Genomic DNA, 14,033 nt, shown 5'->3' with positions numbered 1-14,033 from the left:
CCGTTCACGACTCGCAGCACCAAACCGCTTTGGATACCAAAGCCTACGCGCACCTCAGCCAAAAGGTCAACCGGCACGGTGGAAAACCCCTTCACCGCAAGGGTTATCTCGCAGGTGCAGCAAAGTTGATTCTGCGCTGCCCCTTTGACGCGCCCTCGCACGCCCGCTAAATTGACCGCAGTTTGAAAGCGCTTTGAAAGGCAGCTGCCCCATGAATCTCAAGCAACTCTCGGCGAATCTGGGGCTATCGCAAACCACGGTCAGCCGGGCGCTGAACGGCTATCCCGAGGTTGCCGAAGCCACCCGAAAGCGCGTGCTTGACGCTGCGGCGCAGCACAATTACCGCCCCAACACCCGCGCCCGCAGCCTCGCTACCGGGCGTTCGATGGCGATCGGGCATGTGATCCCGATCTCCACCAACCACGAGATGATGAACCCGGTGTTCGGGGATTTCATCGCAGGGGCCGGCGAGGCCTATGCGCAGGCCGGATACGATATGATGCTCTCGGTCGTGCCCGATAGTGACGAAGACATTGCCTATCGCACCATGGCCCACCGCCACTCGGTGGACGGCATCGTCATCCACGGCCCGCGCACCGATGATCCCCGCATTGCCCTCCTGCGCGAGGTTGGCCTGCCCTTCGTGGTCCATGGCCGGGTGCCCGGCATCGAGGACGAGGCAAGTTATAGCTGGATTGATGTGAACAACCGCCGCGCGTTTGAGCGCGCCACCGCCTTCCTGGCCGACTTGGGGCATACCCGCATCGCCCTGCTGAATGGTCTTGAGCGGATGGATTTTGCCCAGCGCCGCCGCGAAGGCTACCTGAGCGTGCTGGCCGAGCGCGGCCTCACCGCCGATCCCGCCCTGATGCGCACCGACGAAATGACCGAAAGCTACGGCCACCTCGCCACCCGCACCATGCTCGCCCTGCCCAACCCGCCCAGCGCCTTCATCGCCTCTTCGCTCATCACCGCCATCGGCATCCGCCGCGCGGTGGAAGACGCCGGGCTGGAAATGGGCCGCGATGTCTCAATCATCACCCATGACGATGATCTCAGTTACTTCAAGAACGGCGCCGAAGTGCCCCTCTTTACCGCCACGCGCAGCTCTGTGCGCCTCGCAGGCACCAAGGTCGCCGAGGTGCTTCTGGCCATGATCACAGACCCAACAATCGGCCCCAACCAGCATCTGCTGGAGGCAGATCTCATCATCGGACGGTCCACCGGCCCCGCCCCCACACGCTAGGATCCGCACATGCTCCACCACAGCCGCGCCGATTTTCCCGAGGGGTTCCTCTTTGGCACCGCCACCTCCGCCTATCAGATCGAAGGCCACGCCACGGGCGGCGCCGGGCGCACCCAATGGGATGATTTCGCCGCCACCCCCGGCAATGTGGCCGGCGCTGAAAATGGCGCTCTGGCCTGCGATCACTATCACAAATGGCCGCAAGACCTTGATCTCATTGCCGATGCGGGCTTTGACTCCTATCGCTTCTCTATCTCATGGGCGCGCGTTCTGCCCGATGGCTTTGGCCCGGTAAATGCCGAAGGGGTCGATTTCTATGACCGGCTGGTCGATGGGATGCTGGAGCGCGGCATCAAGCCCGCCGCCACGCTCTACCACTGGGAAATGCCCTCCGCCCTGCTTGATCTTGGCGGCTGGCGCAACCGCGATGTGGCCAAGTGGTTTGCCGATTACACCTATACCATCATGTCCACCCTCGGGGACCGCATCTGGTCGGCCGCGCCGATCAATGAGCCATGGTGCGTCAGCTGGCTGTCGCATTTCCTTGGCCAGCACGCCCCCGGCGTGCGGGATATCCGCGCCACCGCCCGCGCCATGCACCATGTCCTTCTGGCGCATGGCCACGCCATCGAGGCAATGCGCTCGCTCGGCATGGATAACCTCGGCGCGGTCTGCAACCTCGAATATGCCGAGCCGGTCGATGACACCCCCGAGGCCGCGCAAGCCGCGTCGCTTTATGATGGCCTCTATAACCGCTGGTTCCTCTCTGGCCTGTTCAAGCAGGAATACCCCGAAGACGTGCTCACCGGCCTCGCCCCCCACATGCCCGCCGGATGGGAGGATGATTTTGGCATCATCGCCCAGCCTCTCGATTGGTGCGGCCTCAATTACTACACCCGAAAGCTGATTGCCCCCGATCCCGGCGCATGGCCCTCGCTGCGCGAGGTCGAAGGCCCGCTCGACAAAACCCAACTGGGGTGGGAGATTTACCCCGACGGGCTTGAGCACTTCCTCAAAAACACCGCCGCTACATACACCGGCGATCTGCCACTTTACGTCACCGAAAACGGCATGGCTTGGGATGATACCCCCGGTCGTGCCGACGTTGAGCGCATCGCCTACCTCAACAGCCACCTCGATGCGGTGCAGCGCGCCCTCGCGGCGGGCGTGCCTTGCAAGGGCTATTATGTGTGGTCCCTGCTTGATAATTTTGAATGGGCCTTCGGCTATGCCCCCCGCTTCGGCCTCGTCCACACCGACTTCGCCAGCTTGCAACGCACCCCCAAGGCCTCGTATGACGCGCTCAAGGCAGCCCTTTCGGAGCGCACATGACCCACACCGCCCTCATCGCCGATATCGGCGGCACCAACACCCGCGTCGCCCTCGCCCACGGCCCCGAGATTGATCACTCCACCATCCATCGCTACGCCAACGCGAAGTTTCCGGGCTTTGAAAGCGTGATCGCCGAGTATCTGCGCCAAACCGGCGGCGCCAATGTGCAGCGCGCCTGTGTGGCGGTGGCCGGGCCGGTGCGCGATGGCGCGGCCTCCATGACCAACCTCGATTGGCAGCTCGACCGCGAAACCATCTCCCGCGCCACCGGCGCCCCGGTCGAAAATGTCGCCGTGCTGAACGATCTTCAGGCGCAGGGCCACGCCCTTGGCCACCTTGAACCCTCCTCGCTTACCCCGGTTGTCACCTCCAGCGCCACACCGGGGCCGAACGCCGCGCAACTGGTGATCAATGTCGGCACCGGCTTCAATGCCGCGCCGGTTCTGGCCACTGCTTCCGGGCGCTATGTGCCCGCCTCCGAAGCTGGCCACGCCAACATGCCCATCCGCACCGAGGAAGAACTGCGCCTGTGTCGCTACGTCGAAACCGCCCATGGCTTCCCCGCAGTTGAAGACGTGCTCTCCGGGCGCGGGCTGGAGCGTGTTTATCAATGGCGCGGGACTGAGTCCGAGGCCAGCGCCGAGCTGCGCGGTGCCGAGATTATCGCCGCCGCCTGCGATGGCTCCGATCCCCGCGCGGTTGAGGCCGTCGAGGTGTTTTTGCGCATCCTTGGCACCGTTTCGGGCAATCTTGCCCTCATTCACCTGCCCTTTGGCGGCATTTTCCTCGTGGGCGGCGTCGCGCTCGGCCTTGCCCCGCTGCTCACCACCCCCACCTTCGCGACCGCCTTCCGCGACAAGGGCCGCTTTGCGGGCTTCATGGGCAATTTCTCGGTGACATTGGTGCAGGATGATTACGCCGCGCTGATCGGCTCGGCGCACCACCTCAACAGCCACACTCTAACCTGATCCCCCAGGCAGCGCTGGCTGCTCCCCCCGCCCTGGCGGGCCGTTTTCCCGTGGACCGGCCCTTCGTTTTGCGCTGCGGGCGATTTCCTTACTTTCCGTAAGCCAATCTTAATTCATCTGGGGCATCCCTCAAAGATGACCCTGATTGGATGAAGGAGCCGTCCCATGCTCACAGCCATCACCTCCCGCCTTTGGGGAGCCGCACCATGAGCGATGCATACCACCGCCTCGCCCTGCCCGCTCGGCTTGATCTCCCCTCCGCCGGGCCGCTCGCCACCGATCTCAAGGCGCATGTCGGCAAGCCCCTCACGCTGGAGGCCACCGCCTGCGAGGCTATCGGCACCCCCGGCCTGCAGGTCTTGCTCTCTGCCGCCGCCACCTGGCGCAAAAGCGGCCTCCCCCTCTCGCTGGAGGGCCTCTCCAAGGAGTGCGCCGCCCAACTCGCCATATTCGGGCTCACCCCTGACGATCTATGCAGCAAGGAGCCCGCCTTATGAGCCTCTCCATCCTCGCCGTGGACGACAGTCGCACAATCCGCGACATGCTCCGCCTCGCCCTCACACAGGCCGGGTTTGAGGCCACCACCGCCGAAGACGGGGTCGACGGGCTTGAAACGCTCAAAGACATGAGCGAACAGCCCGATGCCATCATCACCGACATCAACATGCCCCGCATGGATGGTTTTGGCTTCATTGATGCCGTGCGCGCGCAGGATACCTATCAGGCAATCCCGATCCTCGTGCTCTCCACCGAAAGCGCCGACGAACTCAAAAGCCGCGCCCGCACCGCCGGTGCAACCGGCTGGATTGTTAAGCCATTCGATCCTTCCAAGCTGATCCGCGCCCTCAACATGGTCGCCGGAAAGGGAGCCGCCTGATGGCTGATATTGATCCGATGGCCGAAATCCGCGCCTCGTTCTTTATCGAATGCGAGGAACTGCTCGAAAGCCTGCAAGACGGGCTCACCGCCATGGATGATGGCGATTTCGACAGTGAAACCATCAATGTGTGCTTCCGCGCCGTCCACTCTATCAAGGGCGGCGCCGGGGCCTTTGGGCTGGAGGCCCTCGTGCGCTTCGCCCACCGCTTCGAAACGGTGATGGACGAAATCCGCAACGGACGCCTTGAGCCCACCCGCGATACCATCTCGCTCTTCTTCCGCGGGGCCGATGTGCTCTTCGATCTGGTCCGCGCCTCGCGCGATGATGAAAGCCTCGATGACGCCACCGTCGAGTTGATCCTCGTTGATCTTGAGGCACTGGTCGGCGCACGGCTGGCCGAGGAAGAGGCCGAAGAGGCGGAGGGCGCCGATTTCACCCCAATGTCCCTCTCGCTTGATCCCATCGACGGCGATGACCACAGCGGCTTCGCCCTGATGGACCTTGACGCGCCCCTTGATGACCCCGCCATTCCGCCCACCTCTTCCGCCCCTGCGGGCTTCAAGATCGCCTTCCACCCTGCCGCCGAACTCTTCGCCTCAGGGAACGAACCCCGCCACATGCTCGCCGCCCTGCGCGATTTTGGCGAACCGCACATCACCTGCGATCTCTCCAACCTGCCAGATCTTACCGGCCTTGTCCCCGAACAGGGCGTCGTCGGCTGGCACATCACGCTCGAAACCTCCGCCCGCAAAGAGGAAATCGCCGAGGTTTTCGAGTTCGTCGATGGCCTCTGCGAACTCTCCATCGAGGCCACCGGCAGCGCCCCGGCCCTGCCTGATCTCGAGAGCATTGACCTTGAGAACATCGTTATCCCCGGCCCCCGGCCCGATGATGACACCCCGCCCCAGGACGCCACGCCAGAACCCGCCCCCGCCACGCCGCCCTCGGCCTCCAGCCCCCCCGCTCCGGCCAAATCCAAAGACAAATCCACCGGCAGCGCCAAAGCCACCGTCCGCGTCGATCTCGATCGCATCGAGCGGTTGGTGAACCTCGTTGGCGAGCTGGTCATCAATCAGGCCATGCTCTCCCAAAGCATCACCGAGGCCGGGGTGCCCACCAATTCCGCCGTCGGCTCCGGGCTTGAGGAATTCCTCCAACTCACGCGCGACATTCAGGAAAGCGTGATGATGATTCGCGCCCAGCCGGTGAAATCCCTGTTCCAGCGGATGAGCCGCATCATCCGCGAAAGCTCCGCCATGGTCGGAAAATCCGTGCGCTTCGTCACCGAAGGCGAGCAAACCGAGATCGACAAAACCGTGCTGGAGCGCCTCGCCGACCCCCTCACCCATATGGTGCGCAACGCGGTCGATCACGGGCTGGAAAATACCGATGGCCGCCTCGCCGCTGGCAAAAGCGCAGATGGCATCGTCACCCTCACCGCTGCCCATAAATCGGGCCGCGTCGTGCTGGAGGTCAAGGATGATGGCTCCGGCATCAACCGCGAGCGCGTCAAACAAATCGCCGAGGATAAGGGTCTCATCCCCCCCGGCGTGCAGATGCAGGATCAGGAAATTGATAACCTTCTGTTTCTCCCCGGTTTTTCTACCGCCACGGAGGTCTCCGATCTTTCCGGTCGCGGGGTCGGCATGGATGTCGTGCGCTCTGCCATTCAGGCACTTGGCGGGCGCGTTACCATCACCTCCGAGCCGGGCAGTGGCACCACATTCTCCATCTCCCTGCCCCTCACCCTCGCGGTGCTCGATGGCATGGTCGTGGAAACCGGTGGTGAAACTCTCGTGGTCCCCCTCGGCTCCATCGCCGAAACCCTCACCCTCACCGCCGCCGATATAGAGCAGCTTGGCGCCGATACCACCCTCGTGCGCATCCGCGAAGAATTTGTGCCCATCCTCGACCTCGCCGTAGAGCTGGGTTTCCGCACCCCGCTTGAAGGTTACGAGGGGCGCTCGGTGCTGTTGATCACGTCCGAGGACAACTCCCGCACCGCGCTGGTGGTTGACCGGATCGTCGAGCAGCGGCAGGTCGTGATCAAGGGCCTTCAGGAAAGCTACGGAAGGGTCGCCGGCATCGCCGCCGCGACCATCCTGGGCAACGGTCGCATCGCCCTGATCCTCGATCCCACCGACCTGATCGCCAGTGCTGGCTCCAGCGGCCCTCACTCCGCACAACCCTTTGCCATTGCAGGATAACACCATGAACATACCCGCAATAGAAGATACCGAACAGGACCCTTCCCGCCAAGAGCTTCTCAGCTTCCATGTCGGCCTCCAGGAATACTCGATCGACATTATCTCGGTGCGCGAAATCCGCAGCTGGACAGAGGCCACCCCCCTGCCTCACGCGCCGCCCTACGTGCGCGGGGTCATCAACCTGCGCGGCACGGTCCTGCCCATCATCGACCTCGCCAAACGGCTGGCCATTCCGGCGGGCGAAAAGACCGACCGCAACGTCATCGTCGTGGTTCAATCCGGCGACAACACCGTTGGCCTGCTGGTCGATGCCGTCTCCGATATCTTCACCGTCTCCGACAGCGAGCTTCAGGCCCCGCCCGATATGTCCTCCGATGGTTCGCTGAAATGCGTGCGCGCGCTCACCATCTACGAAGACCGCATGTTGCGCGTGCTTGATCTCGCCGCCGTCCTGCCGCAACCGGATAGCGAAGCCGCATGAGCCACGCCGCCCCCATCCCCTACCCGGATGCGCGTCCCACCTCGCCGCCACCCGCCGCAACACCCCCCTTGTCGGCAGACCAACGCGCCCAGTTCGATGCGATTGCCCGCATCGCGCACACAGAGGCGGCCCTCAGCATCCTGCCCGAAAAGGCCGCCGTGGTTTTCTCGCGGATCGGCAAGCGCCTGCGCGCGCTCGGCTTGCCCGATGCCGCCACATATGTTGCGCTGATCGAAGGGCCAAACGGCACGCAAGAGCGTGAAAACCTGATCTCGGCGCTCACCACCAATGTCACCAGTTTTTTCCGCGAGAACCACCATTTCGAGCATTTCGCAAACCAGATTCTGCCCACCCTGGAACGCCGCGCACGCGCGGGCGGGCGCGTCCGCCTCTGGTCAGCGGCCTGCTCATCGGGGCAGGAGGCATATTCCCTCGCCATGGTCATATTGGAGCAATTCCCCGAAGCCTCCAGGTATGATCTGCGCATCTTGGCCACCGACGTCGATCGTCAAATCCTAACCGCCGCCCGCGCTGGTATCTATCCCGCCGATCTCGCCGAGCAAATCGCCCCCGCCAGACGCAAGCGGTTCTTCAACCCTGCGGTTGGTGAGCACGAAATCGAAGCCGCGCCAGAGCTCAAATCCCTGATCGCGTTCAACCGGCTCAACCTGATGTCAAACTGGCCCATGACCGGTCGTTTCGACGCCATCTTTTGCCGCAACGTGATGATCTATTTCGATCAGGGCACCCAGAAAAAGCTGATTGATCGCTTCGCTGGCGTCTGCTCGCCCGGCGCCGCGCTTTACCTCGGTCACTCCGAACGGATTGATCCTGCCTCAACCCGCGATTTCCAGCAGGTCGGCCAAACGACCTTCACCTATCTGCCCAACACAGAGCCTGGAAAATCCGGGCCACAGCAGGAGTAGCCTGATGTCCCTTCGCGAAAAGCTCCACGTCATGGTTGTCGATGACATGTCCACAAGCCGTGGTCTCATCCTGCAAGCCCTCGATGCGATGGGCGTGACCAATGTGCGCTACACGACTGACGGAAATGCCGCCATGGCCGAACTGGAAAAAAAGCCGGCCCATCTTGTGATCTCCGACTATAACATGCCTGGGATGGACGGCCTGCAGCTGCTCAAGGCGCTGCGCACCCACGCACGGCTCAAGGCCATCGGTTTCATCCTGATCACCGGCAAAGCAGACAAGCAGATCATCGATACTGGCCGCGCCCTTGGTATGAACAACTTCATCAAGAAGCCGTTTCAACCCAAAGACTTGCAGAACTGCATGGAAGCCGTGGTGGGTCGGCTGTGAACCCGCCTTCCCGCCCAGCGCCTGCCGATGCTGCCGAACTGCCAATGGCAGAGTTAATGGCGCGGTTGGCCACCACCCTCGATGGGCTGGCCGGACGCACGGCGCAGATGCAGCAAGACTTGTCGCGCTTTCTGGACGGTGCTGGGCATCCCAGCGACGCCCAGTTGAGGGAGTTGCAAGGTCTTGATCTCATTCACCAAACGTTGGATGACCTGCGCGCAGCCGCTCACCTTGCTGCCGAAAGTTCCGGTGCCGACGAACGTATCTGCGTCGCCACCTTGGCCGGACTCCTACGGCTTGAAAGCTGCCGTATCGCGCTCTTGTCCGGCGGAGAAACGGCCTTGGAGCAAGAACAGCCGCCCGGTGATATTCACCTGTTCTAAGGCGTTCTCGCGCGCGAAGATTGCCATTTCAATCTCCCCATTTAGCTTTGTTACCCCTCAGGGCCGCCGTCAACCGGTGCAATCGACAACATGGCGGCTTTTTCCTGCACCGCATCGCGGAGTGCCTTTTCACCCTCTCAAAACAATTCCAAGTCGCTGCCAGTCTCCGCTTGCGTCGGCAGAGGCACATTCGCCTCTTCATATTTGGCGATCAGCAGTTGGCGCGCCCGTCCGCTCTCAGGCCAATACTGCACCCTCCGCCCTTGCGTCCCGCCAAGGCTTTCTCCAGTCAGCAAAATGCCCTCGCGCCGCAAAAACTCCAGCACAAACGTTCCGTTGCGCGCGCCGATATCACTGGTGGCCCGGATCATGCGCGCCCCGCCAAAAACCTTCGCCTCCAATCGACTGCGCTCGGCCCCGGCTTTCAACATGCCATTGATCAACAATTCCATCGCATTGGCACCAACCGCCGTCTTGTAAAGATCGGTGCCATCACCGCCGGGAAGCAAAATGTGATTCATTCCCCCCAGCCGCGCCTGCGGTTCCCACATGCAAACCGACACACAGCTGCCAAGGATCGTCGTCAGCATCACCTCGCTATCGCAGCTCACCCGATGCTCCCCTTGCGCCACATGAATCGCATTGCGCCGAAGATCGCTCATAACTGGGCCACCCGTTCTGTCTGGCCGCACAGGTCCAGCAGGGCCGCCGCCATGTGGTCAAGCGAAACTTGCGCCTCGGCCGCACCAATTTCCCAAGCCACACGGGGCATGCCCCAAACGGTGCTGGAGTGTTCATCCTGAGCAAGGCTGCTCGCCCCGGCCCTACGCAGCGCCAGCATCCCCTCGGCGCCGTCCCGGCCCATCCCGGTGAGCAGCACCGCGACAACGCGCTTCGCAAAAGCCTGCGCCGAATAAAACAAATGATCGACCGAGGGCTGATGACCATTCACCAGCGATCCTTCCTCCAAAACCGTGCAAGGCAGAGCTTGCGGGCAGCGACCAGGGCGCAACGCCAGATGGTGCGGTCCGCCAGGGGCAAAGGCGATCATCCCCTGTTCCAGTTCCAGCCCATTGCGCGCCAACACAACGCGCGGCGTAAGTCGTCCTGCCAAACGGCGCGTCAGGCTTTCCATGAAATGCTGCGGCATATGCTGCACCACCACCACGGGCGGAGCGTTCGAGGGCATCCCGCCGAGCACCCGCTCAAGCGCCTCCACGCCCCCGGTGGAAGAGCCGATCATGATGATCCTTCCGTTCCAACGAAACTGCGCGTGGTCCACCCATGGCGCGCGCGTTATCCTTTTGACAACCCTTGCCTGGGCGGCATCGTGGATCCGGTCACAAAGGTTTTGCACCGCGCCGGGCTCGGCCAGCCGATCCTTGCCGACCGCATCGACCGCGCCCATGGCGAGCGCCTCAATCGCCATCGCAGAGCCACGGCCCGTGGTGGAAGACAGCATGACCACCGGCAAAGGCTTCAGCGTCACAATCTTTTCCAGAAAGCATAGCCCGTCCATTCGCGGCATCTCGACATCCAGCGTCACCACATCAGGCGGCGCACGGCGGATCACCTCGCGCGCCTCATAGGGATCGCCCGCCTCGCCGGTCACCACAAATCTTCCATCTCGTTCAAGGAGTTGGCGCAGCAGAGCCCTGAGGCTAGCGCTATCATCCACGATCACAACACGTTTTCTGGGTTCCATCGGCGGGGCTATTCCTGTGGACTCGACCTTAAGGGATCGCGGCGGGATCTCTGCTTTTGTCATTTCGGGCTAAAACGACCGTTCTGGCCTAGCATTGCCCTAGAACTCCTCCCATCTGTCGGTTTCTGGCTCAGGGGCCAGCGCCGCGCTACCTGCCGGCACCGGTCGCCGGGCGCTTTGGAAAGTTGGTGGCGGCGGGATTGACGCAGGGGCGTCCGTTCCCACCGAAGCCTCCTGCCGGCGCAAGGTCGGCTCTGGCGGTGTCGACATTTCGCTTACATCGCCAAGCCGGAATTGCGCCATGGTTTCCCGCAACCCATCCGCCTCATCCGATAGCGCCTGGCTGGCGGCGTTGGTCTCTTCAAACATTGCGGCATTTTGCTGGGTCACCTGATCAAGCTGATTCATCGCCGAATTGATCTCTCCCAACCCTGCCGATTGTTCCTGGGCAGAAGCGGCAATTTCGCCCACATTGCTGGCAACCCGCTTGACGCTCGCGACGATGCCGCGCAGCGCGTTACCAGTTTCGCCCACCAGATCCACACCGCGCCGCACGCTATCACCCGAGGCCGAAATCAGCGCATTAATCTCGCGCGCCGCTTCCGAGCTGCGCTGCGCCAGCGCTCTAACTTCCGAGGCCACCACGGCAAAGCCGCGGCCCGCCTCACCCGCCCGCGCGGCCTCAACCCCTGCATTGAGCGCAAGCAGGTTGGTCTGGAAAGCAATATCATCGATCACATTGATGATCTTGGTAATTTTCTCCGAACTCTCGGCAATTTCGCTCATCGCCGACACCGCTTCACTCACAACATCGCCGCCCTTTTCGGCATTGCCGCGCGCATCATTGGCCATCTGGTTGGCCTGCGTCGCGCCCTCAGCAGCAGAGCGCACCGATGAGGTGAGTTGATCAAGCGCGGCTGCCGTTTCTTCCAGCGTGGTCGCCTGTTTCTCGGTGCGCCTCGATAGATCATCCGCAGAGTTTACAATGCCCCGAACCTCACGGTGAATCGTGCCGCTATTGTCGAGCACCAGCGCCATGGCTTGGCGCAGGCCGGTAGCAGCATCGTTATAATTATGGCGCAACTCTTCATATTCCGGCGCAAAGCTCTCATCGAGCGTCAGAGTCAAATCGCCTTCGGCCAGCGCTTTCAAGCCGCTGCGCAGCCTGTCAACGACCAGCTCCTGCGCCACCGTCTTGCGGGCCTGTTCCTCTTCGGTGGCCAGCAGTTTTTCACGGTCCACCGTGATATCGGAGCCCACGAACAGGAACATCGCAGGCTTGCCATCGGTATCGAGTACCGGGCTGAATCCCCCTTGCAGCCAATAGCGCTTGCCGTCCGCGCCGCAAAGCTTGAACAGGCCAAAAACGTCTTCGCCCTTGTCCAGCCGGTCGAGCAGCGCGCCGCGCTCGGAGGCAAGTGTTGCGTCAAAGTCGAACACGTCAAGCGCCTGCTCACCTCTCAGCGAGTCTGACTGTCGTCCAAGCACCTTCGCCATAGTATCGTTCACGGAAAGAACGCGCCCCGCCCGATCCATCCGAATGGTGGCAAGGAAGCGGTCGATCGAGTTCATCAACGCCCGGTCAAGAAAGTCCTGCGTCGCGTTCGCCCATTCGGCCACCGTGCCGATCACCTCGCCGCGCTCATCGCGAACCGGCGCGATCTTGAGTGCAAATCGCGTGTCTTCGATACGGAAAAACACCGTTGTCGGCAGTTCCTCCGGTCTAGCGAGCGCCGCTTTCACCTGGCTGGCGTTCGGCATCAACTCACCAAGGGGGCGGCCCACCATGGCATCGCGCCCAGCCGCTTTTCCGGCCTTGGCCAGCATCGCGGCGTTGCTTTCAAAAAAGTCGAACATCGCCTCGTTGGCATAGGTCACCGTCAAGTCGCCATCGAGCAGCATCATCGGAGACGAGCCCGCCTGAAAGCCCGCTCCACGGAACGTATTGTCAAGCTCTGCGGCCCGCGCTTCGACGAGCTTGTGCCGCAGGGATTCGGCGCTTTCAGCCATCTGGCCAATCTCATCCTGGCGCCCGCCTGCCCCCATAGGGCTGTCATATTGGCCCTGGGCAAGCCGCTCCAAGCCACTATGCACCCGATTCACTGGAAGCGTGATCCCGCGCGACATCCACAGCGCCGCCGCCACACCCACGAGCATCAAGGCGGCGCAACCGATTGCGATATGTTGCAACAAGCGGTTTGAGCGCGCAAAAATCGCGCCATAGCTCTGCTCGGCCACCACGGCCCACCGAAATCCGGCCAGTTCAACCGGGGCGTAGAGGCCCACACCCTGTTCTCCGGTCATCAACAGGCCCTTGACCTCGCCACTTTGCCCCGCCAGCGCCGCTTCAATTGCCGGACTTTTGACCAGTGCGGTGCCTTCATCAAACGCGCGGTCGCGCGGCAGATGATCGCCGCCAATCAGGCTCACATTCACCTTTTTCAGCTCAGATCCGCTATGGCGCAGCAAGGGCGTGATCTGATCGGTAGGAACTTGCATCACCATCACGCCCAGTGTCTCGCCCGCCTGCCCCCTCAGCGCAATCGCCGCAAAGCCCGCAAAAGCCCCACCCGACGGGTGGTAGGGCGCGAAATCCACAAAGGCCACCGGCTGTGCGCTGCCCGCACGTTCCATCGCGCTGCGATAGGCGTCGCCCAACCCACTGTCAGCAAACGGCCCGGCGTTAAAATTGGTGGCAAAATCCGCCTGTTTGAACACGCTGTAAACAAGGTTCCCATCGGTATCGAACAGGAAAATATCGTGATAGCCGCGCACCTGACGCAACGTGCGAAACAACGGATGGTAGCGCCTATGTGTAATGCTGTAGGGACTGCGGTCATCAGCATAATCCAGCAAATGCTTTTGGCCCGTCGGGTGCGGATTATCGACGATATAAGCCTGCTGCAGCGTCTCGGTCGGGGTGTCACCAACCGATTCAAAGGCATGATCAAACCGTTGCAGCGCCTGCGTGACTTGCGTTTCCTGCGCGTTCCCCTCCAGATCGTTTCGGATGGTATTGACCCAGCTTTGCAGCGCCGCCGAATCCTCTGTCACGATCCGCCCCAGCGTGGCCTCGGCCACCTGCAATTCGGCTTGACGGCTTTGCCAAACAAAGAACGCGGTGAGCGACAGACAAGCCAGCGCCAAAAGGGTGATGATCATCAAGGGGAGCTTGCGGCTCAGCGGCATGTTTCGCAGCAACGTCACAGGGATATCTCCAGCACAGGGGGGCCACGGACCACGGAAGGGCCGCAACAAACGCACCTAAGGGGTGTGCCCTAAACGGCCTAAAATTGGCTTAACCGCAGCAAAAAATCCCGAACCTTCCGAAAAACCCCTCCGCCCGATACTGCTCTTCGCTCACGTCTCCTCGTAAAATCATCTCTCCTTCGCCCGTCCCGACGAGCATGACTTTGAGGCACCAGCCTGGCGCCTTCGTGGGAAGATCCTGCGCGGTTCAACGTCCTCTTGGCCGAGTTTGCAATGCAGGTGCAGCAAAAACCTGCCGCAGGTG

The 14,033-nt window shown here is 62.2% G+C and carries 13 protein-coding genes; 10 read left to right on the top strand and 3 right to left on the bottom strand.

All coding sequences use genetic code 11. From position 1 onward, the window contains the following. The first annotated feature begins 211 nt into the window (after window positions 1-211). The 10 genes from P1U55_RS05375 (at window position 212) to P1U55_RS05330 (ending at window position 8,814) form a co-directional block, all read left to right on the top strand. Window positions 212-1,246 (top strand): substrate-binding domain-containing protein, encoded by a 1,035-nt coding sequence (locus P1U55_RS05375; RefSeq protein WP_301046499.1) that lies wholly within the window; start codon window positions 212-214, stop codon window positions 1,244-1,246. 9 nt (window positions 1,247-1,255) lie between these two features. Then, window positions 1,256-2,578: a GH1 family beta-glucosidase gene (locus tag P1U55_RS05370; protein WP_301046498.1), complete on the top strand. Its 1,323-nt coding sequence runs from the start codon at window positions 1,256-1,258 to the stop codon at window positions 2,576-2,578. Then, complete coding sequence (locus tag P1U55_RS05365; protein WP_301046497.1) at window positions 2,575-3,546, top strand: ROK family protein; 972 nt, start codon at window positions 2,575-2,577, stop codon at window positions 3,544-3,546. Before P1U55_RS05370 ends, P1U55_RS05365 begins: the two co-directional genes overlap by 4 nt. Before the next feature lie 206 nt (window positions 3,547-3,752). Beyond that, entirely contained in the window at window positions 3,753-4,043 is a 291-nt protein-coding gene (locus P1U55_RS05360) for an STAS domain-containing protein (protein WP_301046496.1), read from the top strand. Further along, complete coding sequence (locus tag P1U55_RS05355) at window positions 4,040-4,423, top strand: response regulator (RefSeq protein ID WP_301046495.1); 384 nt, start codon at window positions 4,040-4,042, stop codon at window positions 4,421-4,423. Before P1U55_RS05360 ends, P1U55_RS05355 begins: the two co-directional genes overlap by 4 nt. Next, a complete protein-coding gene (locus P1U55_RS05350) occupies window positions 4,423-6,633 on the top strand; it encodes a chemotaxis protein CheA (RefSeq protein WP_301046494.1) in 2,211 nt (736 codons plus the stop codon). The genes P1U55_RS05355 and P1U55_RS05350 overlap by 1 nt, the downstream gene beginning before the upstream one ends. Window positions 6,634-6,637: 4 nt before the next feature. Then, window positions 6,638-7,114, top strand: coding sequence for a chemotaxis protein CheW (locus tag P1U55_RS05345; protein ID WP_301046493.1), 477 nt, complete (start codon window positions 6,638-6,640; stop codon window positions 7,112-7,114). Further along, window positions 7,111-8,040: a protein-glutamate O-methyltransferase CheR gene (locus tag P1U55_RS05340; RefSeq protein WP_301046492.1), complete on the top strand. Its 930-nt coding sequence runs from the start codon at window positions 7,111-7,113 to the stop codon at window positions 8,038-8,040. The genes P1U55_RS05345 and P1U55_RS05340 overlap by 4 nt, the downstream gene beginning before the upstream one ends. Before the next feature lie 4 nt (window positions 8,041-8,044). Next, window positions 8,045-8,431: a response regulator gene (locus P1U55_RS05335; protein ID WP_301046491.1), complete on the top strand. Its 387-nt coding sequence runs from the start codon at window positions 8,045-8,047 to the stop codon at window positions 8,429-8,431. Further along, window positions 8,428-8,814 carry a hypothetical protein gene (locus P1U55_RS05330; protein WP_301046490.1) on the top strand — a complete coding sequence of 129 codons (387 nt, stop codon included), beginning with the start codon at window positions 8,428-8,430 and terminating at the stop codon, window positions 8,812-8,814. The genes P1U55_RS05335 and P1U55_RS05330 overlap by 4 nt, the downstream gene beginning before the upstream one ends. 137 nt (window positions 8,815-8,951) lie before the next feature. On the opposite strand, the gene P1U55_RS05325 is transcribed toward P1U55_RS05330, so the two are convergent. From P1U55_RS05325 to P1U55_RS05315, 3 genes are all read right to left on the bottom strand, one after another. After that, window positions 8,952-9,476, bottom strand: coding sequence for a chemotaxis protein CheD (locus tag P1U55_RS05325; RefSeq protein WP_301046489.1), 525 nt, complete (start codon window positions 9,474-9,476; stop codon window positions 8,952-8,954). Beyond that, window positions 9,473-10,519, bottom strand: a complete 1,047-nt coding sequence (gene cheB / locus P1U55_RS05320) for a chemotaxis-specific protein-glutamate methyltransferase CheB (protein ID WP_301046488.1) — start codon at window positions 10,517-10,519, stop codon at window positions 9,473-9,475. The genes P1U55_RS05325 and cheB overlap by 4 nt, the downstream gene beginning before the upstream one ends. 99 nt (window positions 10,520-10,618) lie before the next feature. After that, window positions 10,619-13,726, bottom strand: a complete 3,108-nt coding sequence (locus P1U55_RS05315; protein WP_301046487.1) for a methyl-accepting chemotaxis protein — start codon at window positions 13,724-13,726, stop codon at window positions 10,619-10,621. Window positions 13,727-14,033 lie beyond the last annotated feature (307 nt).

The organism is Vannielia sp. (assembly GCF_029212645.1).
In the GTDB taxonomy this organism is placed as follows: Bacteria; Pseudomonadota; Alphaproteobacteria; order Rhodobacterales; family Rhodobacteraceae; genus Vannielia.
The sequence above is the reverse complement of the archived record's forward strand: the minus strand, read 5'-3'. Positions and strand labels throughout refer to the sequence as shown.

Coding starts and splice junctions, on each gene's coding strand:
- P1U55_RS05375 (WP_301046499.1), top strand. CDS start 212: ATGAATCTCAAGCAACTCTCGGCGAATCTGGGGCTATCGCAAACCACG.
- P1U55_RS05370 (WP_301046498.1), top strand. CDS start 1,256: ATGCTCCACCACAGCCGCGCCGATTTTCCCGAGGGGTTCCTCTTTGGC.
- P1U55_RS05365 (WP_301046497.1), top strand. CDS start 2,575: ATGACCCACACCGCCCTCATCGCCGATATCGGCGGCACCAACACCCGC.
- P1U55_RS05360 (WP_301046496.1), top strand. CDS start 3,753: ATGAGCGATGCATACCACCGCCTCGCCCTGCCCGCTCGGCTTGATCTC.
- P1U55_RS05355 (WP_301046495.1), top strand. CDS start 4,040: ATGAGCCTCTCCATCCTCGCCGTGGACGACAGTCGCACAATCCGCGAC.
- P1U55_RS05350 (WP_301046494.1), top strand. CDS start 4,423: ATGGCTGATATTGATCCGATGGCCGAAATCCGCGCCTCGTTCTTTATC.
- P1U55_RS05345 (WP_301046493.1), top strand. CDS start 6,638: ATGAACATACCCGCAATAGAAGATACCGAACAGGACCCTTCCCGCCAA.
- P1U55_RS05340 (WP_301046492.1), top strand. CDS start 7,111: ATGAGCCACGCCGCCCCCATCCCCTACCCGGATGCGCGTCCCACCTCG.
- P1U55_RS05335 (WP_301046491.1), top strand. CDS start 8,045: ATGTCCCTTCGCGAAAAGCTCCACGTCATGGTTGTCGATGACATGTCC.
- P1U55_RS05325 (WP_301046489.1), bottom strand. CDS start 9,476: ATGAGCGATCTTCGGCGCAATGCGATTCATGTGGCGCAAGGGGAGCAT.
- cheB (WP_301046488.1), bottom strand. CDS start 10,519: ATGGAACCCAGAAAACGTGTTGTGATCGTGGATGATAGCGCTAGCCTC.